Below are 25,206 nucleotides of genomic sequence, written 5' to 3'. Positions count from 1 at the left end.
GAGAATCAGCCGACCTTCGGCTGCGCGTAGAACGTGGTCAAGACCATGTTGATCTTTGCCAGGTCACCCGTCCAGTCGAAGTCACGGGTGGCCCAGCTGATCGCGAAACCCCGTTCCGCCTTGACGAACCAGCGGGTCTGGGCGTGCATCCGCACACCGTCCCGGTTGTACCGGTATTCCCAGTCCGCGGTCTTGTTGAGCAACGGTGTCCGTTCGAGCGCGAGTTCCTCGTAACCGGGCAGGGCGCCCGCCTGGACCAGCCGGGTGGCCTCGGCACGGCACGCCTTCACCGGGTCGGCGGCCGGGTTGCGCCCGGTGTCGAGGCTGAGCACGGTGTCGCCGACCGGGTCGCGGAAGCAGTACGTGGTGCCGATCCGCTGCCACGTCCACCCGTCCGGCACGGGCATGTGAAAACCGGAGCCGTTGGTGAAATACGACCAGCCGGGAAACAGCGACCAGCCGCTGACCCCGCGTGACGCGTTCCTGAGCGGGAGCTTCGGCAGGTTCGCCGGGGCCGGGCGATCGCAGGTCAGGGCCGAGAAGCTCGCCGCCATCGGCCTGGCGCTCGGCGCGGAGACGGGTGCGACCGGCTCTTTCCGGACGAGGTAACCGGCCAGGATGCCGCCCACTCCGAGCAGGGCGACCAGCGCGAGACCGGCGGCGACCAGGGGCAGGTGCCGCTTCTCGACGCTCGCGAGCGCGACCGGAGCACGGCCGAGGGTCGGCGCGCGGCCGACGGCATCTCCTTCCCCGCCCCTGACGCGCCCCTCGGCCGGCTGATCGACCTCGGACCCGACGAACGCGCGCACCCGTCGCGGCGAGGGCACCCGGGGCACCGCCGGGGTCGACGCCACGATCATGCGGAGCCGGCGCTCGACCTCGTCGGCGGTGAGCCGGTCACCGGGCCGGCGGCGCAGCAGACCGGTCAGCACCGGGCCCAGCATGCCGGCCCGCGACGGCGGATCCGGGTCCTCCGTCGCCAGCGCCATCAGGGTGGCCATGGCGTTCTCGCGGGCGTACGGTGAGCGGCCCTCGACGGCGGCGTAGAGCGTGGCGCCCAGCGACCACAGGTCCGACTCGGGCGAGGACGTGCCGTCGCGGGCGCGCTCGGGCGACACGTACTGGGGGGAACCGACCACCAGGCCGGGGCCGGTGACAGCGCCGTCGTCCACAAAGGTGGCGAGGCCGAAATCGGTCAGCACAACCCGGCCGTCGTGCCCGATGAGCACGTTGTGCGGCTTCACGTCGCGGTGCAGCACCCCGGCCGCGTGCGCCGCCCGCAACGCGTCGAGCAGGGCCAGGCCGATCCGCGCGGCGGTGGCCGGCGAGAACGGGCCGTCGGAGTGGATGACCTGGTGCAACGAGCGCGACGGCACGTACTCCATGACTATCCAGGGCAGACCGTCGGCGTGCACGACGTCGTAGATGCGCACCACGTGCGGATGGTTGAGCCGCCCGGCGCTACGGGCCTCACGCAGGGTGCGGTCACGCAGCCGCGCGCGTTCCTCGTCGCTCATCCAGTCGGGCGGGACGAACTCCTTGACCGCGACGTCACGGTCGAGCATCTCGTCACGGGCGCGCCACACCCGGCCCATGCCACCCGAGCCGACCGGTTCGCCGAGACGATACCGACCGGCGACGAGCATGCGTCCGACCGCCATCCCGCCCCCACCCGTCGACTCGATTCCCACCATAAGCACGGCCTGCCGGAGAGCGGAACGACGATCACCCGGCCACCGCGTAGACCACGAGGTTGTCGCGGTACGAGCGCAGCGTCCGGTCGAAGACGCCGCCGCACGTGATGAGGCGCAGCTGACGATCCGGGGTCGGGCCGTACACCTCCTCGGTGGGGAATTCGGACTTGGGATACCAGCGGATGGCCGTGACGGTGAAAGAAATCGTCCGGCCGCCGCGCAGCACGTCGACGCGGTCGCCGGGGGTGAGGTCGCGCAGCCGGTAGAAGACGGCGGGACCGGACTTGGAGTCGACGTGGCCGGCAATGACGGCGGGGCCGGTGTCGCCGGGGGCGGTGCCGTCGGCGTACCAGCCGGCCTGGGCGAACGTCTTCGGCGGCTGCAGTTCGCCGTCCTTGCCGAGCTTGAGCGTCTCCAGTGGCGTGTCGATCTTGACGGCGCCTACGCGGAGGCGGGTGGGCGCCCCGGTGGGGGCGGCGGCGACGATCCCGAACGGGTCACCGGCGGGACGGTCGAGTTCGGCAGTGGTGGTGGGGGCCGCTTCACTGGCCCTTCCGGCCGGGCTCCCGGGGTTGCCGGCCGGCGCTCGATCGGTGAGGGCCAGATACCCGCCCGCCGCGACCAGGGCGGCTGTTGCGGCGGCCAGGATCGGCAGCGCGAGCCCCCTCTTTGGTACTGGGCCGGGGCGGTCCTTCGGTAGCTGTTCGGGCGGTGCGGCGGGCGCCAGGATCGAGTCGGCAGGGTCAAGGGCGTTTTCCCGTACGGGGTGAGGAGTGCTCATGAGGACGGGGTGATCCGGGGTGGCCGCTCGGATGGGCGGCGCGACGGTGGTGGCCTGCTCGGACTGCTCCACCGCGGGCCGGTCCGACGCGGGCCGGTCGGACGCGGGCCAGTCGGATGCGGGCCGGTCGGACGCGGGCTGGTCCGACGGGGGCTGTGACCGGTTCTCGAGCGGCGTGTCAGGGGTGCTGTCCTCGTGACGGGTGCTCGGAAAGACGCGGCGGGGGAAAGGCGAGGCAGCCTGGCCGAGACGTATGTCGCGACGTGGTCGAGGGCGCGGGATCGAGAGTGCGCCGGGCACCAGAGCACGGGCACGGATGGTGCCGGGTTTCACGACCTTGGCCCTGCCGCGGGCGATCCAGCTGATCTCACCCTCCCCGAGGGGCGGGACGATCGGTATCGGGCTCGGCTCGCGATATGCCGCCGCTTCGGGACTGTCCGGTGCGGCGGGGCCGTCAGACGTGGCGGCAGGGCCAGGCATAACGGCGGGGCCGTCAGACGTGGCGGCGGGGCCGGGCATAACGGCGCGGCCGTCAGACGTGGCGGCGGGGCCGGGCACAGCGGCGGAACCGGGCGCTTCGGGGAGGCCGGGGGACTGGACGATCGGCGGGGTGTCGGGGTCGTCGCCGTGCACCGGGGGCCGCCTCAGGCCGTACGGGATCGGCGTCGGAGAACGACCACCAGCGCGCCGGTGATCAGGGCGGCGGCCGCGGCGGCTGTGAGTGCGCCCGGGAGCGGAGCGCGGGGTGCTGTGCCGCCGGCACCGGTGGCGACGCTGCCCAGCGGGACGGCGCCCTGGCGTTCGGCGTCGACGTGCAGCTCCGGTTTGAGGCCGCCCGCGTCGTCGTCGAGCACGACCAGCGAATAGACGCTGCCCGCGCCCAGTGTGCAGGGCAGTTCGCTCGGCCGGCCGCCACCGGTGGGAGTCACCCGGACACTCCACTTCCCCGGGTTGACCTCGCGGTAGGCCGTCGTGGTGGCGAACTGGACGCCGTTCGCGATCTTGGCGCCGTTCCCGCCCGCCACGTCGAGCACCGGGGCCCTGACCGAGGCCTGGATGATCCGCACCTTCGACTTGCCGGGGTCGGGCAGGCGCAGGTCGTCGCGCAGGACCCGCAGGCCCAGGTCGGCGAAGCGGCCCACACCCGCGACCGTGTAGGCGCCCTTGTCCGCGACGCCGACCTCGGTGGTGATCACGGGCTGCTCGCTCGCCGGGGCGCCGGCCTTGCGCATGGCCACCTGATAGGCCCCGGCGGGCAGGCGAAGATAGCGGGACATGTCGCCATAAGCCACCGCACGGAACGTCTGGGGCTCGACAGCGCCGGAGCCTGACCTGAGATAGACGTCGACCGCCGGGGTGTCGGGCGACAGGTGGGCCAGGCGCACGTATCCACTGCCCGCGGCGGCGTGGGCCGGGGGCGCGCCGAGCAGCACGGTCGCCAGCACGGCGACGGCGGCCGCGAGGCGCCGCAGGGTGCGGACCGGGAGGAACATGGGGCCTCCTTTCAGTGGCGCCCATGTATATCGATCGCCACTCGCTCGCACCATGGTGCGTGAGGTCAGGAAATCCCGCTGCCCGGACACCCGGTTTTGTCATACCCCCGAGGGAGCATGGGGTCATGCGGGAAGTCCTGGAGCAGTTCGGTCCGGCCACGCGCGAGTGGTTCACGGCCGCGTTCGCCGCTCCCACGGCGGCGCAGGCGGGCGCCTGGCGGGCGGTCGGCGCGGGGCGCAACGCCCTGGTCGTCGCGCCGACCGGCTCCGGCAAGACGCTGGCCGCGTTCCTGTGGTCGCTCGACCGGCTGGCCCGCGAGCCCGTGCCGCACGATCCGAAGCGCCGCTGCCGGGTGCTTTACGTCAGCCCGCTCAAGGCGCTGGCGGTCGACGTCGAGCGCAACCTCCGGGCGCCGCTCACGGGCATCCGCCAGGCGGCCGGGCGTCTGGGGCTCACCCCGCCCGACATCACGGTGTCCATGCGTACGGGGGACACTCCGGCCGACGAGAGGCGACTTTTCGCCCGCACCCCGCCCGACATCCTGATCACCACCCCCGAGTCGCTGTTCCTGCTGCTCACGTCGGCCGCACGCGACTCGCTGCGCGGGGTCGAGACGGTGATCATCGACGAGGTGCACGCGGTCGCCGCCACCAAGCGGGGCGCGCACCTGGCGCTCTCCCTCGAGCGGCTCGACGCTTTGCTCGGCCGCCCGGCCCAGCGCATCGGCCTGTCCGCCACCGTCCGCCCGATCGACGAGACGGCCCGGTTCCTCGGCGGCGCGCACGACGTCGAGATCGTGCAGCCGCCCAGCGCCAAGACGATCGAGGTCTCCGTCGAGGTCCCGGTCGAAGACATGACCCGGCTCGACGAGGTGCCCGACGTCGACCCCGACGACCCCGGCGCCGGGCGTCACTCGCCGTCGATCTGGCCCGCCGTCGAGGAACGCGTGCTCGACCTCATCGAGGGCCACCGGTCGACGATTGTCTTCACCAACTCCCGCCGCGGGGCCGAGCGGCTGTGCGCCCGCATCAACGAGCTGGCCGCCGAGCGGGCCGGTGTCGAGCTGATCGAGCCGGCCAAGCCACCGGCCCAGGTCATGGCCCAGGCCGGCCAGTCCGGCGGCGCGCCCCCGGTCGTCGCCCGCGCCCACCACGGCAGCGTCTCGCGCGAGGAACGCAAACAGATCGAGGAAGCGCTGAAATCCGGCGTCCTGCCCGCCGTGGTCGCCACCTCCAGCCTCGAGCTGGGCATCGACATGGGCGCGGTCGACCTCGTGGTGCAGATCGAGGCGCCGCCGTCGGTCGCGGCCGGGCTGCAGCGCATCGGCCGGGCCGGTCACCAGGTCGGCGCGGTCTCGCGGGGCGTGGTCTTCCCCAAGCACCGGGGTGACCTGGTCTCCTGTGCGGTGGTGGCCGACCGGATGAGCGCCGGCGCCATCGAGGAACTGCGCTATCCCCGCAACCCGCTTGACGTGCTGGCCCAGCAGATCGTCGCGATGGTGTCGCTCGACGCGTGGCAGGTCGACGATCTGGCGGCTCTGGTCCGGCGAGCCGCCCCGTTCGCCGAGCTGCCCGAGTCGGCACTGCACGCCGTGCTCGACATGCTGTCCGGCCGCTATCCGTCGACGGCCTTCGCCGAGCTGCGCCCCCGCCTGGTGTGGGATCGTGGCACCGACGAGCTGACCGGTCGCCCCGGCGCCCAGCGTCTCGCCGTCACGAGCGGCGGCACGATTCCCGACCGAGGCATGTTCGGCGTGTTCCTGGCCGGTTCCGAGCGCGCGTCCCGGGTCGGCGAGCTCGACGAGGAGATGGTTTACGAGTCCCGCGTGGGTGATGTGTTCCTGCTGGGCTCGACGTCGTGGCGGATCGAGGACATCACGCCCGACCGGGTGCTGGTCTCCCCCGCGCCCGGGGCCCCGGCCCGCATGCCGTTCTGGAAAGGTGACTCCCCCGGCCGGCCGATCGAGCTGGGCCGCGCGATCGGGGCCCAGCTACGCACGCTGACCCGCGCCGACGACGACAAGGCGACCGCGACGCTGCGCGATTCCGGGCTCGACGAGTGGGCCGCGGCCAACCTGGTGGCCTATCTGCGCGAGCAACGCGAGGCGACGCGAAACCTGCCCGACGACCGTACGGTGGTGGTCGAGCGCTTCCGCGACGAGATCGGCGACTGGCGGATGACCGTCCACTGTGTGCTCGGGGCCCGGGTCAACGCTCCCTGGGCGCTGGCCGTCGCGCGGCGGCTCTCCGAGCGTTACGGCGTGGACGGCCAGGTCATGCCCTCCGACGACGGCATCGTGGTGCGCCTGCCCGACACCGCCGAGGAACCGCCCGGCGCCGACCTGGTCGCGTTCGACCCCGAAGAGATCACCCAGCTGGTCGAGGAGTCGGTCGGCACGTCGGCGCTGTTCGCCTCCCGGTTCCGCGAGTGCGCGGCCCGATCTCTGCTGCTGCCCCGCCGCGACCCGCGCCGCCGCCAGCCGCTCTGGCAGCAGCGGCAACGGTCGGCCCAGTTGCTCGACGTGGCCCGTGAGTTCGCCGACTTCCCGGTCACGCTCGAGGCCGCCCGCGAGTGCCTGCAGGACGTGTTCGACCTGCCCGGCCTGACCGGACTGATGCGCGAGATCGCCGGCCGCAAGGTGCGCCTGGTCGAGGTCGAGACCCCGCGACCCTCGCCGTTCGCCCGTTCCCTGCTCTTCGGTTACGTCGGCGCATTCCTGTACGAGGGTGACGCTCCTCTCGCCGAACGGCGTGCGGCCGCCCTGGCCCTCGACTCGACCCTGCTGGGCGAGTTGCTGGGCCGGGTCGACCTGCGCGAGCTGCTCGATCCCGAGGTGGTCGGCGAGACCGAGGCTCAGCTGCAGTGGCTCACCACGCAACGACAGCCGCGCGACGCGGAGGACGCAGCCGAGCTGCTGCGCCTGCTGGGCGACCTGTCCCCGACCGAGCTGGCCGTCCGTGGCGTCGAGGAATCGTGGATGTCCACGTTGGAGGCCACCCGGCGGGCGATCCGCATCCGGGTGGCCGGCGAGGAACGCTGGATCGGCATCGACGACGCCGGCCGCTATCGTGACGCGCTCGGCGTGGCGCTGCCGGTCGGCCTGCCCGAGGCCTATCTGTCGCCGGTCGCCGACCCGCTCGGCGATCTGGTGGCGCGTTACGCGCGCACCCACGGGCCGTTCGCGGCGGCTACCTGCGCGGCCCGGTTCGGACTCGGGGTCTTCGTGGTCGAGCAAGCTCTGAAACGGCTCTCGGCAACCGGCCGGGTCACGCAGGGCGAGTTCTCCCCCGAGGGCGCGGGCAGCGAGTGGTGCGACGCCGAGGTGCTGCGGATGCTGCGCCGCCGCTCGCTGGCCGCCCTGCGCCGCGAGATCGAGCCGGTGCCGCCCCGCGTGCTGGCCGCGTTCCTGCCCCGTTGGCACCAGATCGGCGGCAACTCGCGCGGGATCGACGCGCTGGCCGCCTCGATCGAGCAGCTGCAGGGCATCGCGGTGCCCGCCTCGGCCTGGGAAAGGCTGGTGCTGCCGGCACGCGTGGCCGACTACGCGCCGCCGATGCTCGACGAGATGAGCGGCGGCGGCGACGTGCTCTGGGCCGGTTCGGGGCCGATCGGCAACAACGACGGGTGGATCACGCTGGCCTACGCCGATTCCGCTCCCCTGCTGCTGCCCCCGCCCGACGACGAGTTCGCCGCCACACCCCTGCACCAGGCCGTGCTCGACGCCCTCGATGACGGGCAGGCGCTGTTCTTCCGCTCGCTCTCCGACCGCGTCGGCGCCACCGACGACACCGCGCTGGCCGCCGTCGTCTGGGATCTGGTCTGGGCCGGCCACCTCACCAACGACACACTCGCGCCGCTGCGGGCCCTGCTCGGCGGCAGCGGCGCCCACAAATCAAAGGCAACCCCCGCCCGTACGCGGTATCGCCGTCCCGGCCGTCCGGTGATGCCGGCCCGAGGCGGTCCGCCGAACATGGCCGGTCGCTGGTCCCGCCTGCCCGACCGCGATCTCGACCCGACCCGCCGCGCGGCCGCCCTGGCCGACCTGCTGCTCGAACGCCACGGCGTGGTCACCCGCGGCGCGGTCATGTCCGAGGGCCCGGTCGGCGGGTTCGCCGAGGTCTACCCGGTGCTGGGTGCCCTCGAAGAGAGGGGCGCGGCCCGGCGGGGCTACTTCGTCGAGGGCTTGGGGGCGGCCCAGTTCGCCGTGCCCGGCGCGGTCGACCGTCTGCGGGCCCTCGCCGAGCCGGCCGAGCTGGCCAAACGTACGGGGGCCACGGCGGTGGTGCTGGCCGCGACCGACCCGGCCAACCCCTACGGCGCCGCGCTGCCGTGGCCCGAACCCATCATCGACAGCGGCGACGGCGAACCGGTCGCCAAGGCCGGGCATCGGGCCGGTCGTAAGGCGGGCGCCCTGGTCATCCTGGTCTCGGGCGACCTGATCCTTTACGTCGAGCGGGGTGGCCGCACCCTGCTGTCCTTCGTGGACGACCCGGAGGCCCTGATCGCCGCGGGCCAGGCCTTGGCAGCGTCGGTCCGCTCGGGTGCGCTGGGCCCCATGTCGGTCGAACGCGCCGACGGCGAGTCGGTCCACTCGTCCCCGCTGCGGGACGCCTTGACCGCGGCCGGTTTCCGAGCCACCCCCCGGGGGTTGCGTCTGCGCGGATAACCTGCCCAACACACCAGTGGCGAGGGGCGAATTCCCCGTCCCGGCCGGGAGGCTAGGACGGCCGGGAGGCTGCGACGGCCGGGACGGGAGAAACGGTCAGAGCTGGGGCGCCACCGCGGAGGCGACCAGCTCGATGTGGTCGAGGTCGCCCAGGTCCAGCGCCTGCAGGAACAGGCGCGAAGCGCCCGCCGCCGCGTACGCCTTGATGATTTCGACGGCCTCGTCGGGCGTGCCGACCACACCGCCGTTCTCGCGCATCTCGTCGACCTCGCGGCCGATCGCCGCGGCCCGGCGGCGGACCTCGGCGTCGGTGCGGCCCACGCAGAGCACCGCCGCTGCCGAGAACGCCGGCAACGACGTACGGCCGATGGCCGCCGACGCCACCCGCACCCGCTCGAACGTCGGCGCGACGTCGGCGATCTTGGAGAACGGGACGTTGAACTCGTCGGCGAAGCGGGCGGCCAGCGCCGGTGTCCGCTTCTTGCCGTGGCCGCCGATGATCACCGGTGGGCGCGGGGCCTGGACCGGCTTGGGCAGCCCCGGCGAGTTGGTGATCTGGTAGTGCTTGCCCTGGAAGTCGAAGGTGCGGCCGAGCGGCGTCGACCACAGCCCGGTGATGATCTCGAGCTGCTCCTCGAGGCGGTCGAAACGCTCGCCGACCGGGGGGAACGGGATCCCGTACGCGGTGTGCTCGCTCTCGAACCACCCGCCGCCGAGCCCGAACTCGATGCGGCCGCCGCTGATCTGGTCGGCCTGGGCGACCGCGATGGCCAGCGGGCCGGGCAGCCGGAACGTGGCCGACGTGACGAGGGTGCCGAGCCGGATGCGGGAGGTCTGAACGGCCAGCGCCGCCAGCGTCAGCCACGCGTCGCTGGGCCCGGGCAGCCCGTCGCCGCCCATCGTGAGGTAGTGGTCGGACCGGAAGAACCCGTCGTATCCGCTGGCCTCGGCGGTCTGCGCGACCTTGCGCAGGTCGTCGTGGCTTGCCCCCTGCTGGGGCTCGGTGAAGATCACGAGACGCATGCCCCAACCCTGCCAGATCACGCCCGGCGCGCCCCATGGAACCTGTCACACACGATCCGTAGCAAGGCAGTAACGTTTGTCACCATGGCCGGGTATGCATGGATCAGCCTCACGACCGATTACGGAACGTTCGACGGCTTCGTGGCGGCGTGCCACGGGTCGATCGCCCGCATCGCGCCGGACGTGCGCGTCATCGACGTCACCCATCACGTGCCCCCCGCCGACGTGGCCCGCGGCGCGGCGGTGCTGGCGCAGACGGCGCCGCATCTGCCGCCGAGCGTGCACGTCGCCGTGGTCGACCCGGGTGTGGGCACCTCCCGGCGAGGCATCGTCGTCACCACGGCCAACGGCCTGCTCGTGGGCCCCGACAACGGCCTGCTGATCTGGGCCGCCGAGGCGCTGGGCGGCGTCGAGGCGGCGCACGAGATCAGCGCCAACGGGGCCGTCTCCAGCACGTTCCACGGGCGCGACGTCTTCGCCCCGGCGGCGGCCCGGCTCGCGCTCGGCGGCAAGCCCTCCGAGGCCGGCCCCGAGATCGACAAGGATTCCCTCGTACGCCTTCCCGACCCGGCCGTCACTGTCGGCGACGGCTGGCTGGAGGCCGAGGTGCTGACCGTCGACCGGTTCGGCAACGTGCAGCTGGCGGCCACCGGCGAGATGCTGCGCGGCCTGGGCAACGAACTCGTGGTCAACGGCACGGTCAGTGCTCACCTGGGCCGCACGTTCGCCGACGTCGTCCAGGGCGATCTGCTGGTCTTCGAGGACTCGGCCGGCCACGTGGCGATCGCCGTGAACAACGGCCGCGCCGTCGTGGTCCTCTCCGTCCGCCCGGGTGACGTGGTGAAGGTGGCAACCAGGAGTTGATCGGGCGAGGAGCGGGAACAATGGGCGCATGCCCGAGGGCGATACCGTCTGGAACACCGCGCGCGTCCTCGAACGCGCGCTGCAGGGTGATGTGCTCACCGGCTCCGACTTCCGGGTGCCGCAGCTGGCCACCACCGGCCTCAGCGGCTGGACTGTCGCCGAGTCGGCCAGCCGCGGCAAGCATCTGCTGCTGCGCCTGACCCGCGACGGAGAGCAGCCGCTCACCCTGCACTCGCACCTGCGCATGGAGGGCGCCTGGCGGGCGTACGCGCCGGGCGAACGCTGGACGGGCCGCCCGGCCCACCTGATCCGGGTCGTGCTGCGCACCAAGCGTTCGGTTGCGGTCGGCTATCACCTGCACGAGCTCGCGCTCTATCCGACCGCGGACGAGGAGCGTCATCTCGGGCATCTCGGCCCCGACCTGCTGGGCGCCGACTGGAGTGTGGACGAGGCCGTACGCCGCATCGCAGCGCACCCCGACACGACCATCGCGGAGGCCCTCCTCGACCAGCGCAACCTGGCCGGGGTGGGCAACCTCTACAAGGCCGAGACGTTGTTCCTGCGTGGACTGTGGCCGTGGACCCCGGTGTCGCAGGTGAACGACCTGACCGGAACCGTCACGTTGGCACAGAAGCTCGTCGCCTCGAACCGCGGGCGCTGGACGCAGACCACGACCGGCTCGCTGCGGCGTGGGGAGACCAGCTACGTCTACGGACGGCGGGCGAAGCCGTGCCGCCGGTGCGGCAGCGCCATCCAGAAGGACGACAAGGGCGAACGCATCACGTACTGGTGCCCGCGTTGTCAGCCGCGGCCTGTTTGAAGACCGTGGTGGGGGTGCGTTTCAGCTCCGACAGCCCCTCGGCGAAGCCGCGCAGCCGGTCGGTCGCGTCGATCAGGCTGCTCAGGGCCGGATGCCCGCCGTCGGCAACGGGGTGACCGTCCTCGGCGACATAGCTTGCGGCCGCCGCGACCAACCGCTCGTACGCGTCGACGCCCTCGGTGAACTGCGTGGCCAGCGACCCGTGCGAATCGGCCAGGGCCGCGCGCTGGTCGGGCGGGGTCAACGGAAGGGCGCGCTCGACGCTCGCCACCCGCTGGCCCAGATCGCGCAGCCACTCCTCGGCGACTGCCGCCTCGAGCAGGGCGCCCTCGCCGGGGCCGTGCAGCCGGCCGGCCAGCGCGGTCAGGGTGGCCGAGGCGCGGTCGAGCCTGTCCCACGCCTGCGTGATCTCGGAGCCACGCAGGGCGTACCGGTTTTTCTGCCGGCGCACCTCGTTGATCACCGTGCGGCCGACCGGGAAACGTTCGATCGCCGCGGCCAGCTTGGCCCCGGGCACCACGGGTGGAGGCGGGGGCGGCGCCGGGGTGGCGGCCAGCTCGCGATGGTCGCTGTGCCGCCACCAGGCCAGCGCGATCGAGGAACCGGCGGCGCCGGCCCAGATCGCGTCGGCCCAGCCGATCCCCGCGTACGGGGTGAGGACGGCGGTGGCCGCGGCCAGCCCGCCTCCCAGCACGCTCCACCGCCGCGCCGCACCGCGCAGCCGCTTGAGCCGCCGGAAGTACCTGGTCCGCTCGTCCACCGTCGCCCTCCCCGAAAGAAAACTCAGCCGGCGGCGGTCGTGTCGCCGCGCTTCTGATTCATGCTGGCCCGGATCTCGTCGAGGCGTGCCACGCTCGCCGGGTCAGCGGCCGGGCCGGCCTGCTCGACCGCGGGCTGCGCCGGAGCGGCGCCGAGCTTGTCGCCGGCCATGCTGGCACGGATCTGCTCGAGCCGGGACGAACCGGCCATGTCGAGGCTGGATTTCTGCACCTCGAGCATGCGGCCCTCGACCGAGTTGCCGGCCAGCTCGGCCCGGCCCATCGCGTCGGCGTAGCGTCGCTCGATCTTGTCGCGCACCTCGTCGAGCGACGGCGTGTTGCCCGGCGCGGCCAGCGACGACATCGACTCGAGCGACTTGGCCACGGTTTCCTGCATCTTGGCCTGTTCGAGCTGGCTGAGCAGGCGCGACCGCTCGGCGATGCGCTGCTGCAGCACCATCGCGTTGTTCTCGACGGCCTTGCGGGCCTGGCCCGCCGCCGAGAGCGCCTGGTCGTGCAGCGTCTTGAGGTCTTCCATCGACTGCTCGCCCGAGACCAGCTGGGTCGCGAGCGTCTGGGCGGTGGATTCGTACTTCTGGGCCTCGGACTCGTCGCCGGCGGCGCGTGCCCGGTCGGCCAGGACGAGCGCCTGCCGCGCCATGCCCTGCAGCTTCTCGACCTCGGACATCTGACGGGACAGCTTCATCTCCAGCTGACGCTGGTTGCCGATCACCGCCGCGGCCTGCTGCACGAGGGCCTGGTGCTGGCGCTGTGCGTCCTCGATGGCCTGCTGGATCTGAACCTTCGGGTCGGCGTACTCGTCGATCTTCGCGCCGAAGAGCGCCATCATGTATCGCCAGCCCTTGACGAACGGATTCGCCATCTCGCGGTATCCCCTCAATGTCGCTCAGTCGGGTCCGCCACCGACGCAGATCGAGGAGCTGTCGCGATGGCGAGTTACCTGGTGTGGTCATGCCATCGTGTCAGCTCGACGCCACCGACGTCACGTGACCTCCGGGGGATATCAGGGTCTCCCCCAAGCTTCGAGGCTACGCGCTGTCCCCGGTCGGGGTCGATCCCGAGGGGCCGTCCCCGAGGCTTCACAGCAACCCCACAGGGCGGGAACAGCAGACGGACCGGGCCCACCCCCGTCAGGGAGCGGACCCGGCCCGTCGAAATGACCTTTAAGCGGCGTAGACGACGTCGCGCTGCGGCTTGCGAGTGGTGTGCAGGGTCGCCTTGAGCGGCGAATCCTGGCGAACCTTGACCGACACGTTTCCGTCGCTCGCAACGCTCTTCTTGTTGTCGTCGACCGGGAGCAGCACGCCGTCCATGTCCTCGGCGAGCGACAGCGTGTCGCTGACCTCGCGGAGGAGCTCGGAGAGCCGTGCACCGAGCGCGTCGCAGATAGCGGCGAGCAGCTCGCTGGACGCTTCCTTCTGACCGCGCTCGATCTCGGACAGGTAACCGAGGCTGACATTCGCGGCGGTCGACACCTCGCGCAGCGTGCGGTGCTGCCCCTGCCGGCGCGCCCGTAGTGCGTCGCCGATGACCCGGCGTAGCAGGACCATGGCACCTCCTCCTGCGGCGAGGCCGCCGGCACACGCCGGAGGCTTCCCGCAACCGTACCCGCTGCCGGCCATAGCGACATCCCGCCCCGCCGATTTCTGGGGGGCCCGACAGCGGCGCTCTTGCGTAACCTCATGACTCACCGGGACATTCCCCAGCTCAAACCACCGCGGGGGCGTCCTTGAGACATTCTGCGAGCAGGAGTAGCGCCCTCGTCACACTCTCGGTGCGGATCGCGTCCCGATCGCCGTCGAGATTGAGCTCCCGCACCTCGGCGACGCCCGGCCCGGCAACCGCGACGTAGACCAGGCCCACCGGCTTGCCGTCCTGGGGCTCAGGGCCGGCCACCCCGGTCGTGGCGACCGCCCAGGTGGTGTCGCAGCGCGCCCGCGTGCCCTCGGCCAGCGCCTTCGCCACGTCGGGGTCGACCGGGCCGCGCTCGGCCAGCAGACTTTCCGGCACACCGGCGAGGACGTGTTTCAGCTCGGTGGCGTAGACCACCAGGCCGCCCTTGTAGACCTTGCTGACGCCCTCGATCTCGACGACGGTCGAGGCGACCAGGCCACCGGTCAGCGACTCCACGGTGGCGAACGTCTCATCGCGCTCGCGCAGCCGGCGTACGGCCACCGAGGCCGCGATCTCAGATCCCACGCGGGAATTCTAAGCTCCTGGACCGGGCACGCGCCGGGCATCGCGCCGCAGCCGCAGCGCCTCGATCACGTAGTCCACACCGGTCACCACCGTCACCACTGTCGCGGCGCCCATGAGCCAGGGGCCGATCACGTCGAACGGCTCCGGGACGGGCCAGAGATACCACGCGATGGCGGCGATCTGCAGCATGGTCTTGAGCTTGCCGCCGCGGCTGGCCGGGATGATGCCGTAGCGGATCACCCAGAACCGGAGCGCGGTGACGCCCCACTCGCGGACCAGGATCAGCACGGTCACCCACCAGGGCAGCCGGTCGTACACCGACAGCAGCACCAGTGCGGTGCCGGTGAGCGCCTTGTCGGCGATCGGGTCGGCGACCTTGCCGAACGAGGTGACCAGCGACCAGCGCCGGGCGATCCAGCCGTCGACGAAGTCGGTCGCCGAGGCCACGCAGAAGACCAGGCACGCGACGATGCGCGCGCCTGTCCCGGTGAGCTGCGACGAGACGACCAGGCCGAGGAAGACCGGAACCAGCACTATCCGGACCACGGTGAGGATGTTCGCCGCGTTGTACGGCGAAACGGTCCGCGGAGCGGGCGCCGGGACCGGCTCGTCGGTCACCGCGGGGACACCGGGGCTGCAGAGATCATCTCGACCGGCACGGCGACCAGGTCGACGCCCTCGGTCGCGGTGACCCGGGCGCGTACGAAATCGCCGGGGCGCAACGCCGCCAGGTCGACGCCCTCGTCCCCGGCCGTGAGCGTGGTCGATCCGTCGACCTCGGGAGCCTGGTGCTCGGCGCGGCCCTCGACCTCGCCGTGCTCGACCGTGTCGACGAGAACCTCGACGATCGAGCCGAGCCGTTCCTCGGCCCGCTGGGCGCAGAGCTCGTCGGCCAGCGTGACGATCCGGTCGTACCGGCGCTTGATCGTGTCTTCCTTGACCTTCTTGTCGAGTCCGGCCGCCTCGGTGCCGTCCTCGTCGCTGTAGTCGAACACGCCGATCGCGTCGAGCCGGGCCTCGGACAGGAAGCGCACCAGCTCGTCGACGTCGGCCTTGGTCTCGCCGGGGAAGCCGACGATGAAGTTGCTGCGCGCGCCGGCCGCCGGGGCCAGCTCACGGGCCGAGGCCAGCAGGTCGAGGAACCGGTCGGTCGACCCGAACCGGCGCATCCGCCGCAGCACCGGCTCGCTGGAGTGCTGGAAGGACAGGTCGAAATAGGGTGCGACGCCGGGCGTGGTGGCGATCGCCTCGACCAGGCCGGGCCGGGTCTCCGCGGGCTGCAGATAGCTCGCGCGCACGCGGACGATGCCGTCGACCTTCGCCAGTTGCGGCAGGAGCTTCTCGAGCAGGCGAGGATCACCCAGATCCTTCCCGTACGAGGTGCTGTTCTCACTCACCAGCACCAGCTCGCGCACGCCCGACTTGGCCAGCCACTCGGCCTCGGCCAGCAGTTCCTGAGGGTCGCGCGACACGAAGGCGCCGCGGAACGCCGGGATCGCGCAGAACGCGCACTTGCGGTCGCACCCGCTGGCCAGCTTGAGGCTCGCGACCGGGGAGTTGTCGAGCCGGCGGCGCAGCACCGTACGCAGGTGGGCCGGGGTGTGCTCGTCGACCGTGGCGTGCCCCGGGATGACCACCCGGGCCGCCTGACGCTGCACCGGCGTGATCGGCAGCAGCTCGCGCCGGTCGCGGGGGGTGTGCGCGTCGAACGTCTCGCCCGCCAGCACGCCGTCGAGCCGGGCCGCGATGTCGGTGTAGTCGTCGAAGCTGACCACCGCGGAGGCCTCGGGCAGGCTGTCGGCGAGCTCCTTGCCGTAACGCTCGGCCATGCAGCCGGCCGCCACCACCTTGGCGCCCGTGTCGGCCGCGGCCAGCAGCGTCTCGATCGAGTCCTGCTTCGCCTTCTCGACGAAGCCGCAGGTGTTGACGACCACCACATCGGCCCCGTCGGCGTCGGTGCTCACCTGCCATCCGCCCGCGTCGAGGCGGGCCGCGAGCTCTTCCGAGTCGACCTCGTTACGGGCACAGCCGAGGGTGAGCAGGGCGACACGGCGGGAGGAAGGAGTTACCGACACCAGGCAAGGTTAGCCGGGTTCCCCCGCCGGTTCACCGGCGCACTGATCCGAGCGGGGGGTGCGGACCGTACCCCAGGTCACCATGCAGACTTCAGACAGGCCCGCCCGGCACGCGGAATGGCTGCTCATCGCCGCGCTCGTCGTGATCGCGATCCTGGCCCGCTGGGCCGGTTTCCGCGAGAAGACGAACGACATGAACATCTTCTTCCAGTGGTACCGCGAGCTCGGCCGGGTCGGTGACCGGCGCGCACTCGGGGCCGACGTGGGCAACTACAACGCCCCGTTCGTCTATCTGCTGGCGTTCGCGCACCTTCTGCCCGGTCCCCTGATCCTCAAGCTCAAGGCGATGTGGGTGGTCTTCGACGTCGTCCTGGCGTTCTTCGCCTACCGGATCGTCGCCCTGCGCCGTCCGGGCAGCCGCGTTCCCATGGCTGCGGCGCTGGTCGTGGTGATGTTGCCGACGGTGGTGCTCAACGCGTCCTGGTGGGGGCAGATCGACTCGATGTGGACGGCCCCGGCGCTGGCCGGCGTCTACTACCTGCTGCGGGACAAGCCCTGGTGGGGCGTGGCCCTGTGCGGCGTGGCGCTCGCGATGAAGCCGCAGGGCGCGTTCGTCTTCCCGCTCCTGCTGCTGCTCGCCCTGTCCGGTCGCATTCCCTGGCGTACGCTCCTGGCCGCCCCCGCCGCGTACCTGCTGCTCGACCTCCCGGCGGTCATCTTCGGCCGCGACCCGGTCGAACTGCTGACGATCTATTCGATGAACCGGCAGGCCGCCAACGTGCCCGAGCTGAGCCTGCGCGCGCCGAACGTGTTCGCCCTGGTCACCGGCGCCACCCGGGAGGACGGCCTGCGGACGCTGGGCTACCTGTTCGCGGCGGCGGCGGTCATCGGCGTCATCTACGTGCTGATCGCGCGGGCCGTCGAGCTGACCACCGAGCGGGTGGTGCTGGCGGCCACCCTCTTTTCGATCATGGTGCCGTTCCTGCTGCCCGGCATGCACGAGCGCTACTTCTTCCTGGCCGACGTGACGACGGTGCTGCTCGCGGTCTTCGTCCCGCGCCTGTGGTTCGTCCCCCTGCTGGTGCAGGCGTCGTCCCTGCTCTCCTACCAGCCGTACATGTTCGGCCGCGTGGTGCCCGTGCTGCCGACGGTCGCCGCCCTGCTGATGCTGGCCGCCCTGATCGCGGTCACGGCCTACCTGATGCGCGAGGCCTTCCGCCCGGCCGAGACGGGAATGGAGAAAGAGATAGCCGCGATTCTCGACGAGCCCGCAATCCTCAAGCTTCCGGCAAACCACCCGTACGCCGAGCCGGTTGAACCGCAACCAAAGTCGGATTTCGCCCGTCGATGACTTGGGCGCCGAAGACGGCTAGCGAAGCGAGGCCGTTTTCGGTGTCCAAGTCATCGGCCTCCCGGGCGAAATCCTGCCGAGCGGGCAGCGAAGGCTAGAGCCTCAGTGTCGCCAGCGCTTCTTCCAGCTCGTCCGGCTTGATCAGCACGTCACGGGCCTTCGAACCCTCGGACGGGCCGACGATGCCGCGCGTCTCCATCAGGTCCATCAGGCGGCCGGCCTTGGCGAAACCGACCCGCAGTTTGCGCTGCAGCATCGACGTCGAGCCGAACTGGCTGGTCACGACCAGCTCGATGGCCTGGATCAGCACGTCGAGGTCGTCGCCGATCTCCTCGTCGATCTGCTTCTTCTTGCTCGCCGGGACCTCGGTGACGTCCTCGCGGAACTCCGGCTCGCGCTGGTCCTTGCAGAACTTGACGACCGACGCGATCTCTTTCTCGTCGACCCAGGCGCCCTGGATACGCGTCGGCTTGGACGCGCCCATCGGCAGGAACAGGCCGTCACCGCGGCCCAGCAGCTTCTCGGCGCCGGGCTGGTCGAGGATGACCCGGCTGTCGGCCAGGGACGACGTCGCGAACGCCAGCCGGGACGGCACGTTGGCCTTGATCAGACCGGTGACCACGTCGACCGACGGGCGCTGGGTGGCCAGCACGAGGTGGATGCCGGCGGCGCGGGCGAGCTGCGTGATGCGGACGACCGAGTCCTCCACGTCACGCGGGGCGACCATCATGAGGTCGGCCAGCTCGTCGATGATCACCAGCAGATAGGGGTACGGCTTCATGACGCGCTCGCTGCCGGGCGGCGCGGTGATCTCGCCGCTGCGCACCTTGCGGTTGAAGTCGTCGATGTGCCGTACGCCGTTGGCCGCCAGGTCGTCGTAGCGCATGTCCATCTCGCGGACGACCCATTCGAGCGCGTCGGCGGCCTTCTTCGGGTTGGTGATGATCGGCGTGACGAGGTGCGGAATTCCCTCGTACGCGGTCATCTCCACCCGCTTCGGGTCGACCAGCAGCAGGCGCACCTCGTCGGGGGTGGCCCGGGTGAGCAGCGAGACCAGCAGCGAGTTGAGGCAGGAGCTCTTGCCGGCGCCGGTCGCGCCCGCGATCAGGATGTGCGGCATCTTGGCGAGGTTGGCCACCACGAAGCCGCCCTCGATGTCCTTGCCCAACGCGACCAGCATCGGGTGGTGATCGGCGGTGGCGGCCCGGGAGCGCAGCACGTCGCCGAGCGACACGTTCTCGGGGTCGGTGTTGGGGATCTCGACGCCGACGGCGCTCTTGCCCGGGATCGGGCTCAGGATCCGGACGTCGGGGGACTTCACCGCGTACGCGATGTTGCGCGAGAGCTGCGTGATGCGCTCGACCTTGGTGCCCGGGCCGATCTCGACCTCGTACCGGGTGACCGTCGGCCCCCGGGTGAAGCCGGTGACCAGCGCGTCGACGTTGAACTGCTCGAACACCCCGGTCAGCGCGGCCATGATCTCGTCGTTGGCCCGGCTCCGCGACTTCGGCGGCGCGCCCTTGCCCAGCAGCGACGGCGGCGGCAGGCGGTAGTCGCCCGGCACCGAGGTGATCTCGAGCTGCTCGGCCCGGGTGGGCAGCGGCTCCGAGTGCTCCGGCGGCTCGGGCTTCTTGCGACCGGCCGCGGGCTGCTTGGGCACGACCACCGTGTCGTGCACCAGGAAGTCGTCATCGTCGGCGACCGGCTCGGTCTCGGCCAGGCCGATGTCGGAGAGCGAACCCTGCCGGCGGCGTTTCCTGGCGGGCTTCTTGGCCGGTTCCTCGTCGCTGTCGAACTCAGGGTCGTAGTCGTCGGGCAGTTCCGGCGTGGGCAGCGGGGTGCGCTCGGTGGAACGGCCCATCAGCACGTCGGCCAGCAGCATGATCCGCTCGGGGATCTTGTTGATCGGCGTGGCCGTGATCACCAGCAGGCCGAAGACGAACAGCAGCACCAGCAGCGGCACCGCGACCCAGGCGGTGACCGCGCGTTCGAGCAGCGCACCGAAGCCGTAGCCGAGCAGGCCGCCGGCCTTGGTGATGCCCACGTCGTCGGTCGGCTCCTCGCCGATGTGCAGCAGCGCCGCGGTGGCGACGATGAGGGCCGTCCAGCCGACCAGCGAGCGACCTCGGTGCTCGAGGTCGGCGGGCTTGCGCATGAGCCGGATCGCGCCGTAGAGCAGCAGCAGCGGGAGCAGCACGGCGAGGCCGCCGAAGAACAGGTGCGTCGAGTCGGCCAGCCACTGCCCAAGGGGCCCGGCGCTGTTGGCCCAGACCGCGACCCCGACCAGGATGGCCAGGCCGAGCATGAGCAGGCCGGCGCCGTCACGGCGATGCTCGGGATCGATGTCCTTGGCCGTGGCGGCCTGACGGCCGACGCCGCGGGCGGCCCAGCCGACGCTGTGGGCCAGGCCCATCCAGAGGGCGCCCAGGCCACGGCCGATGCCGGTGGCGATGGCCGCACCCATGCTGGGCCGGGCGCGGGTCGCTCTGGCGCGGGTCGCCCTGGCTCTGGTCGCCTTGGTGGCTTTGCGAGCGGGCTGCCGGGCGGCCGGTTGGCGGGCACGACTGGTCGCGGCGCCGCGCGGCGTGGACGCGGCGCGGCCCCGGCTCGCCGGAGAGGTTCGGCCCGCCATGCTCACACCGTATCGCCGCGATGCTCATGAATCCGGTAGCCACACCGACGTAGGGTCGTCGCGTGCAACCGTTCACCAAGGAAATGATCACGGCCGCGCTCGACGCGCGCGAATTCAAGTACTTCGAGGACGCCGAAGGCGACATCGGCGGGAACTTCCAGGGCAACCTGATCTATTTCTTCCGGATCGGGCAGCAGCAGGAGGTCCTGCAGGTCCGGGCCATGGTGCAGCACCTGTTCGGCATGGACGAGATCCCCCGGCTCTACGAGTTCTGCAACTCGTGGAACCACGATCAGCTCTTCCCCAAGGCGTACGTGCACGTCAACGACGACGGGACGGTGCTGGTGGTGGGTGAGGTGATCGCCGACTGGGAGAAGGGCGTGACCCCCGAGCAGCTCGACCAGGTGATGATCGCCGCGATCGCCACCAGCGTGCAACTCGCGAACGAGGTCGCCGAGCTGCGCCAATCGTCCTGACATGGTGATGCCCGGGGAGCCGTCGTCGGCTCCCCGGGCATCGATGCGCTTCAGCCACCTAGGCAGGTTCGGTGGCCCCGGCGCTTACGGGGTGCTGAACCCCAGGGTGTACGCGCCGCTGCCGGAGTTGGCGACGACGACGTACCGGTAGGTGCCGGCGCGGCCGTTGAACGAGATCGACTTGTCGCCGGCGCCGGTGTCGCCGGCCACCGTGCGGAAGCCGCGGTTGGTGAGCCGCTGGAGGAACAGGTCGAAGTCGGCGCCGTCGGCGGCGGTCAGGCAGGCGGTCTGGACGCCGGCGTTCGACCGGAACGCGGCCCCGTCGGGCTGGGCCTGAGCGGTGCGGGCACGCAGATTGCCCGTACGCTGTGCGGCCTGGCCATCGCAGGCAGTAGCCGACTCGGCGGGCGGCTCGGCCTCGCCACCGCCGTTGTTGCCGCCGCCGGAGGTCACCAGCGTCAGGTCCTCCGCCGCCAGGATCTCGTTGAGCGGCTGGAAGAACGTCTCGCCGCCGACGGTGCAGTCGCCCGAGCCGCCGGAGGTCATGCCCTGGGCCTGGTCGCCGCTGAGCCACGGGCCGCCCGAGTCGCCGCCCTCGGCGCAGACGTCGGTGCGGGTGAGGCCGGTGACCGCACCCTCCGGGTAGACCACGGTCTGGTTCTTCGCCAGGATCGTGCCGCAGAACGTGCCGGTGGTGGAGCCGGAGCGGCAGACCGCGGCGCCCACCGGGGCCTCGGCGTTGCCGGCCACCGGGAGCTCGTTGCCCTCGAAGTCGTTGACCACCGGGCGGGGATCCCAGTCGCCGTTGACCTCGACGAAGCCCATGTCGGCGTTGCCCGGGAAGGTGGAGGCGCGAACCGTGCCCTGCGCCTCCTGGTTGAAGCCGGTCGTGGTGGTGCCGACCGCGCCGCAGTGCCCGGCCGTGACGAAGCCCTCCTCGACCGAGAACCCGATCGAACAGCGGGCCGTGCCCCCGTCGACCGCGATGAAGTAGGGGTCTGCGCCACGCACGTCGAACAGCGGCTTCGGGGTTGCCGCGCTGACCACGACCGAGTAGGACCCGGCCTTGACGCCGGCCGCGCGGGCCAGCTCCTTCGCCGCCGCCTGCTCGCCCGGCTTCGCCACGACCACCAGCTTGTTGGTCTTGACGTCGACATACCACCCGGTGACGCCCTCGGCTTCGGAACGAACCGAGTCGAGGCTTTCCTTGGCCTTGACGAGCGCCTGCTCGCTGCGCTTGACCAGCACCGGCTCGGCGCCGGCGGCGCGAACCGCGTCCTGCGCGTCCGCATCGGTCACGGCGACCTTGAGCGTGTTGCCGTCGGCGGCGAGCCAGGCGCCGCCGAAGTGGGCGCCCGTCTGCGCCGACAACTTGGCGCTCACGCCGCTCGCCCACTTCGACCGCTGCAAGCGGGCCGTCGCCTGATCGCCATCCAGGCCCAGGTCACGTTTCATGGCCGCAAGAATCTGCGGCGCCACACCACCCGGGCTGGGCTTGGCGGCCGTTCTCGACGGCGTGGTGCCGGCCATGGACGGCAGGGTGAAAGCCACCGCTGCCCCGGCCGCGACCACGACCGCCGCCGCCACGGCGATCCGTCTGCGCTGCATCTGAGGTACTCCCCTCGCCAAGCGGTGCCGTGGGGGCGGCACCGGTGACAAGAAGTACGGAGAACGGCAGCGAAAGGTTGAATTCGGCTCAGACTTCCACGACGGTCGGGACGATCATCGGACGCCGGCGGTACGCGTCGTTGACCCAACGGCCGACCGTACGCCGCACGACCTGCTGCAACTGGTGCGTGTCGGTGATGCCGTCCTCGGCCGAGCGGTGCAACGCGGCCGTCAGCAACGGGATCACCGGGCTGAACGCGTCCGGGTCCTCGCTGAAGCCCTTGGCCGAGATGTTGGGCTCGCCCACCACCTTGCCGGTCACCGAGTCGATCACCACGGTGGCCGAGATGAAGCCGCCGTCGCCGAGGATCCGCCGCTCGGTCAGCAGCGACTCGCTGACGTCACCGACCGCGAGACCGTCGACGTAGACGTACCTGTTCTGCACGCGGCCGACATGGCGGGCGTGCCCCTCGACGAGGTCGACGACGTCCCCGTCCTCACAGAGCACGACCCGGTCGGCCGCGACCCCCGACTCGATGCCGAGCTGGGCGTGGGCGCGCAGGTGCCGCCACTCGCCGTGCACGGGCAGGAGGTTGCTCGGGCGGACGACGTTAAGCAGGTAGAGCAGCTCGCCGGCGGGCGCGTGACCGGAGACGTGCACCTTGGCCGTCTCTTTGTGCACGACCGTGGCGCCGGCCCGGGACAGCCTGTTGATCACCCGGTAGACCGAGGTCTCGTTGCCGGGCACCAGCGAGCTGGCCAGCACGACCGTGTCGCCGGGCTCGATGGTGATGTGCCGATGGTCGCCGGTGGCCATGCGGCCCAGCGCGCTCATCGGCTCGCCCTGCGACCCGGTGGACATGAAGACGATCTCGTCGGCCGGCATGTTGGTCGCCTCGTCGAGGTTGACCAGTAGGCCGTCCGGGATGTTGAGCAGGCCCAGGTCGCGGGCGATGCCCATGTTGCGGACCATCGAGCGGCCGATCAGGGCGACCTTGCGGTCGAACTCCCAGGCCGCGTCCATCACCTGCTGCACGCGGTGCACGTGCGAGGCGAAGCTGGCAACGATGATGCGGCCGCGGGCCTTGCCGAAGATCGAGCTGAGCACCGGGCCGATGTCACGCTCGGGCGCCACGAACCCGGGCACCTCGGCGTTGGTCGAGTCGGAGAGCAGCAGGTCGACACCCTCGGCGCCCAGCCTGGCGAACCCGGCCAGGTCGGTGATGCGGCCGTCCAGCGGCACCTGGTCCATCTTGAAGTCGCCGGTGTGCAGCACCAGGCCGGCCGGGGTACGCACGGCGACGGCCAGCGCGTCCGGGATCGAGTGGTTGACCGCGAAGAACTCGCAGTCGAACGGGCCGAGCCGCTCGGTCTGCCCCTCGCGCACAGTCAACGTGTACGGATCCAGGCGGCGCTCGGCCAGCTTGGCCTCGACCAGCGCGAGCGTGAACTCGGAGCCCACCAGCGGGATGTCGGCCTTGTGGGCCAGCAGGTAGGGAACAGCTCCGATGTGGTCCTCGTGGCCGTGCGTGAGCACGATCGCCTGGATGTCGTCGAGCCGGTCGAGAATCGGCGTGAAGTCGGGCAGGATCAGGTCGACGCCCGGCTGCTCCACGTCCGGGAACAGCACGCCGCAGTCGATGACCAGCAGCTTGCCGTCGAACTCGAGGACGGTCATGTTGCGGCCGATGGCGCCGAGGCCACCCATCGGGATGACGCGCAAGGCGCCCTCCGGCAGCGGCGGCGGCGGATCGAGCTCCACGTGGGCTTGACTCATTCGGTTTATCTGTCTTTCGTCGATGATGCCGTTTACAGGGCGGTGCCGGCCGGCTTCACAGGGTGATGCCGGCGGCGGCCGCGTCCTGGCGCAGCTGGTCGAGCTCGGCGGCGGTCGCGTCGACCAGCGGCGAGCGCACCGGGCCGGCCGGGCGGCCCTGGGCGTTCAGCCCCGCCTTGACCAGCATGGTGCCGGGGACACGGAAGATGCCGGTGAACAGCGGCATCGCCTGCCGATGCAGGGCCAGGGCGGCGGCGTTGTCGCCACGCTCGAACGCCTCGATCATGTCTTTGGCGAGCACGCCGGTGAAATGGGTGGACGTGCCGACCAGGCCGATGCCGCCGATCGACAGCAGCGGCAGCGTGGCCGCGTCGTCGCCGGAGTAGTAGGCCAGATCGGTGCGGCTGAGCACCCAGGAGCTGGCGATGAGGTCGCCCTTGGCGTCCTTGACCGCCACGATGCGATCGTGCTCGGCGATGCGGCACATCGTCTCGGTGGCGATCTCTGTGCCGGCACGGTGCGGGATGTCGTAGACCATCACCGGCAGGCCGACCGAGTCGGCGACGGTGAGAAAGTGCTTGGCCACGCCCGCCTGCGGCGGTTTGTTGTAATACGGCGTCACGACCAGCAGGCCGTGTGCGCCGGCCTTTTCCGCGGCGTGCGCCAGCTCGACCGTGTGGGCGGTGTTGTTGGTGCCCACACCCGCGACGATCCGGGCCCGGTCACCCACCGCGTCGACCACGGCCCGGAGCAGGGTTTCCTTTTCCGCGTCGGTGGTCGTCGGCGACTCGCCGGTAGTGCCGCTGACGACGAGCGCGTCGTTGCGCTGCTCGTCGACGAGATAGGTGGCCAGTTTCGCCGCGCCCTCGACGTCGAGGGAGCCGTCCGGGGCGAACGGGGTGACCATCGCGGTCAGCAACCGTCCGAAGGGTCGCGGGTCGTGCGTCATACCCACAACCTATAGGAC

Annotated in this window: 19 protein-coding genes and 2 pseudogenes; 6 read left to right on the top strand and 15 right to left on the bottom strand. The window is 71.4% G+C overall.

What is annotated here, in order from left to right:
• Window positions 1–5: 5 nt before the first annotated feature.
• Both C8E87_RS22450 and C8E87_RS22445 read right to left on the bottom strand, forming a co-directional pair.
• Window positions 6–1,661, bottom strand: coding sequence for a serine/threonine-protein kinase (locus tag C8E87_RS22450; protein WP_133874922.1), 1,656 nt, complete (start codon window positions 1,659–1,661; stop codon window positions 6–8).
• A 64-nt stretch (window positions 1,662–1,725) separates the two neighbouring features.
• Window positions 1,726–2,475: a class F sortase gene (locus C8E87_RS22445; protein WP_133874921.1), complete on the bottom strand. Its 750-nt coding sequence runs from the start codon at window positions 2,473–2,475 to the stop codon at window positions 1,726–1,728.
• A 19-nt stretch (window positions 2,476–2,494) separates the two neighbouring features.
• Here C8E87_RS22445 and C8E87_RS22440 point away from each other — a divergent pair, with 19 nt between their 5' ends.
• On the top strand, window positions 2,495–2,674 hold the full coding sequence (locus C8E87_RS22440; protein WP_133874920.1) for a hypothetical protein: 180 nt from the start codon (window positions 2,495–2,497) through the stop codon (window positions 2,672–2,674).
• 445 nt (window positions 2,675–3,119) lie between these two features.
• Here C8E87_RS22440 and C8E87_RS22435 read toward each other — a convergent pair whose 3' ends face one another.
• Window positions 3,120–3,968: a DUF4397 domain-containing protein gene (locus C8E87_RS22435; RefSeq protein ID WP_133874919.1), complete on the bottom strand. Its 849-nt coding sequence runs from the start codon at window positions 3,966–3,968 to the stop codon at window positions 3,120–3,122.
• A 125-nt stretch (window positions 3,969–4,093) separates the two neighbouring features.
• On the opposite strand from C8E87_RS22435, the gene C8E87_RS22430 reads away from it, so the two are divergent.
• Window positions 4,094–8,635: an ATP-dependent helicase gene (locus tag C8E87_RS22430; protein ID WP_133874918.1), complete on the top strand. Its 4,542-nt coding sequence runs from the start codon at window positions 4,094–4,096 to the stop codon at window positions 8,633–8,635.
• A 96-nt stretch (window positions 8,636–8,731) separates the two neighbouring features.
• Here C8E87_RS22430 and C8E87_RS22425 read toward each other — a convergent pair whose 3' ends face one another.
• Window positions 8,732–9,658 (bottom strand): LLM class F420-dependent oxidoreductase, encoded by a 927-nt coding sequence (locus C8E87_RS22425; RefSeq protein ID WP_133874917.1) that lies wholly within the window; start codon window positions 9,656–9,658, stop codon window positions 8,732–8,734.
• A gap of 84 nt (window positions 9,659–9,742) precedes the next feature.
• On the opposite strand from C8E87_RS22425, the gene C8E87_RS22420 reads away from it, so the two are divergent.
• Window positions 9,743–10,522, top strand: a complete 780-nt coding sequence (locus C8E87_RS22420) for an SAM hydrolase/SAM-dependent halogenase family protein (RefSeq protein WP_133874916.1) — start codon at window positions 9,743–9,745, stop codon at window positions 10,520–10,522.
• 28 nt (window positions 10,523–10,550) lie between these two features.
• Window positions 10,551–11,342 (top strand): DNA-formamidopyrimidine glycosylase family protein, encoded by a 792-nt coding sequence (locus C8E87_RS22415; RefSeq protein WP_133874915.1) that lies wholly within the window; start codon window positions 10,551–10,553, stop codon window positions 11,340–11,342.
• Here C8E87_RS22415 and pspM read toward each other — a convergent pair.
• The 7 genes and pseudogenes from pspM to rimO all read right to left on the bottom strand — a co-directional run bounded on the left by pspM (window position 11,302) and on the right by rimO (window position 16,395).
• On the bottom strand, window positions 11,302–12,102 hold the full coding sequence (gene pspM, locus C8E87_RS22410; protein WP_133874914.1) for a phage shock envelope stress response protein PspM: 801 nt from the start codon (window positions 12,100–12,102) through the stop codon (window positions 11,302–11,304). The genes C8E87_RS22415 and pspM overlap by 41 nt on opposite strands.
• Window positions 12,103–12,125: 23 nt before the next feature.
• On the bottom strand, window positions 12,126–12,983 hold the full coding sequence (locus C8E87_RS22405) for a PspA/IM30 family protein (RefSeq protein ID WP_133874913.1): 858 nt from the start codon (window positions 12,981–12,983) through the stop codon (window positions 12,126–12,128).
• Between the two features lie 301 nt (window positions 12,984–13,284).
• A pseudogene (locus C8E87_RS46955) lies at window positions 13,285–13,392 on the bottom strand (helix-turn-helix domain-containing protein); the annotation flags it as partial.
• Window positions 13,393–13,406: 14 nt separating this feature from the next.
• Window positions 13,407–13,671: pseudogene (locus C8E87_RS22400) on the bottom strand (helix-turn-helix domain-containing protein); the annotation flags it as partial.
• A gap of 157 nt (window positions 13,672–13,828) precedes the next feature.
• Entirely contained in the window at window positions 13,829–14,320 is a 492-nt protein-coding gene (locus C8E87_RS22395) for a CinA family protein (protein WP_133874911.1), read from the bottom strand.
• Window positions 14,321–14,329: 9 nt separating this feature from the next.
• Window positions 14,330–14,938, bottom strand: a complete 609-nt coding sequence (pgsA, locus tag C8E87_RS22390) for a CDP-diacylglycerol--glycerol-3-phosphate 3-phosphatidyltransferase (RefSeq protein ID WP_133874910.1) — start codon at window positions 14,936–14,938, stop codon at window positions 14,330–14,332.
• Complete coding sequence (gene rimO, locus C8E87_RS22385; protein WP_438866097.1) at window positions 14,935–16,395, bottom strand: 30S ribosomal protein S12 methylthiotransferase RimO; 1,461 nt, start codon at window positions 16,393–16,395, stop codon at window positions 14,935–14,937. The genes pgsA and rimO overlap by 4 nt, the downstream gene beginning before the upstream one ends.
• 82 nt (window positions 16,396–16,477) lie before the next feature.
• Between rimO and C8E87_RS22380 the strand changes: the two genes are divergently transcribed.
• Complete coding sequence (locus C8E87_RS22380) at window positions 16,478–17,746, top strand: glycosyltransferase 87 family protein (protein WP_133874908.1); 1,269 nt, start codon at window positions 16,478–16,480, stop codon at window positions 17,744–17,746.
• Window positions 17,747–17,840: 94 nt separating this feature from the next.
• Here the strand turns inward: C8E87_RS22380 and C8E87_RS22375 are convergent, their stop codons facing one another.
• A complete protein-coding gene (locus C8E87_RS22375) occupies window positions 17,841–20,378 on the bottom strand; it encodes an FtsK/SpoIIIE family DNA translocase (RefSeq protein WP_133874907.1) in 2,538 nt (845 codons plus the stop codon).
• A 62-nt stretch (window positions 20,379–20,440) separates the two neighbouring features.
• On the opposite strand from C8E87_RS22375, the gene C8E87_RS22370 reads away from it, so the two are divergent.
• Window positions 20,441–20,854 carry a YbjN domain-containing protein gene (locus tag C8E87_RS22370; protein ID WP_239079875.1) on the top strand — a complete coding sequence of 138 codons (414 nt, stop codon included), beginning with the start codon at window positions 20,441–20,443 and terminating at the stop codon, window positions 20,852–20,854.
• Between the two features lie 84 nt (window positions 20,855–20,938).
• Here C8E87_RS22370 and C8E87_RS22365 read toward each other — a convergent pair whose 3' ends face one another.
• From C8E87_RS22365 to dapA, 3 genes are all read right to left on the bottom strand, one after another.
• Window positions 20,939–22,462, bottom strand: a complete 1,524-nt coding sequence (locus tag C8E87_RS22365; RefSeq protein ID WP_133874906.1) for a S1 family peptidase — start codon at window positions 22,460–22,462, stop codon at window positions 20,939–20,941.
• Window positions 22,463–22,550: 88 nt separating this feature from the next.
• Complete coding sequence (locus C8E87_RS22360) at window positions 22,551–24,239, bottom strand: ribonuclease J (RefSeq protein ID WP_133874905.1); 1,689 nt, start codon at window positions 24,237–24,239, stop codon at window positions 22,551–22,553.
• A gap of 55 nt (window positions 24,240–24,294) precedes the next feature.
• A complete protein-coding gene (gene dapA, locus C8E87_RS22355; protein WP_133874904.1) occupies window positions 24,295–25,188 on the bottom strand; it encodes a 4-hydroxy-tetrahydrodipicolinate synthase in 894 nt (297 codons plus the stop codon).
• Window positions 25,189–25,206: the final 18 nt, after the last annotated feature.

Source organism: Paractinoplanes brasiliensis, from assembly GCF_004362215.1.
GTDB classification, from domain to species: domain Bacteria; phylum Actinomycetota; class Actinomycetes; order Mycobacteriales; family Micromonosporaceae; genus Actinoplanes; species Actinoplanes brasiliensis.
The sequence above is the reverse complement of the archived record's forward strand: the minus strand, read 5'-3'. Positions and strand labels throughout refer to the sequence as shown.

Excerpts from the sequence above, each read along its gene's own strand:
- C8E87_RS22435 (WP_133874919.1), bottom strand. The coding sequence starts at position 3,968 with ATGTTCCTCCCGGTCCGCACCCTGCGGCGCCTCGCGGCCGCCGTCGCC.
- C8E87_RS22430 (WP_133874918.1), top strand. The coding sequence starts at position 4,094 with ATGCGGGAAGTCCTGGAGCAGTTCGGTCCGGCCACGCGCGAGTGGTTC.
- C8E87_RS22415 (WP_133874915.1), top strand. The coding sequence starts at position 10,551 with ATGCCCGAGGGCGATACCGTCTGGAACACCGCGCGCGTCCTCGAACGC.
- C8E87_RS22425 (WP_133874917.1), bottom strand. The coding sequence starts at position 9,658 with ATGCGTCTCGTGATCTTCACCGAGCCCCAGCAGGGGGCAAGCCACGAC.
- C8E87_RS22380 (WP_133874908.1), top strand. The coding sequence starts at position 16,478 with ATGCAGACTTCAGACAGGCCCGCCCGGCACGCGGAATGGCTGCTCATC.
- C8E87_RS22405 (WP_133874913.1), bottom strand. The coding sequence starts at position 12,983 with ATGGCGAATCCGTTCGTCAAGGGCTGGCGATACATGATGGCGCTCTTC.
- C8E87_RS22365 (WP_133874906.1), bottom strand. The coding sequence starts at position 22,462 with ATGCAGCGCAGACGGATCGCCGTGGCGGCGGCGGTCGTGGTCGCGGCC.
- C8E87_RS22360 (WP_133874905.1), bottom strand. The coding sequence starts at position 24,239 with ATGAGTCAAGCCCACGTGGAGCTCGATCCGCCGCCGCCGCTGCCGGAG.
- C8E87_RS22420 (WP_133874916.1), top strand. The coding sequence starts at position 9,743 with ATGGCCGGGTATGCATGGATCAGCCTCACGACCGATTACGGAACGTTC.
- dapA (WP_133874904.1), bottom strand. The coding sequence starts at position 25,188 with ATGACGCACGACCCGCGACCCTTCGGACGGTTGCTGACCGCGATGGTC.
- C8E87_RS22445 (WP_133874921.1), bottom strand. The coding sequence starts at position 2,475 with ATGAGCACTCCTCACCCCGTACGGGAAAACGCCCTTGACCCTGCCGAC.
- C8E87_RS22375 (WP_133874907.1), bottom strand. The coding sequence starts at position 20,378 with ATGGCGGGCCGAACCTCTCCGGCGAGCCGGGGCCGCGCCGCGTCCACG.
- C8E87_RS22450 (WP_133874922.1), bottom strand. The coding sequence starts at position 1,661 with ATGGCGGTCGGACGCATGCTCGTCGCCGGTCGGTATCGTCTCGGCGAA.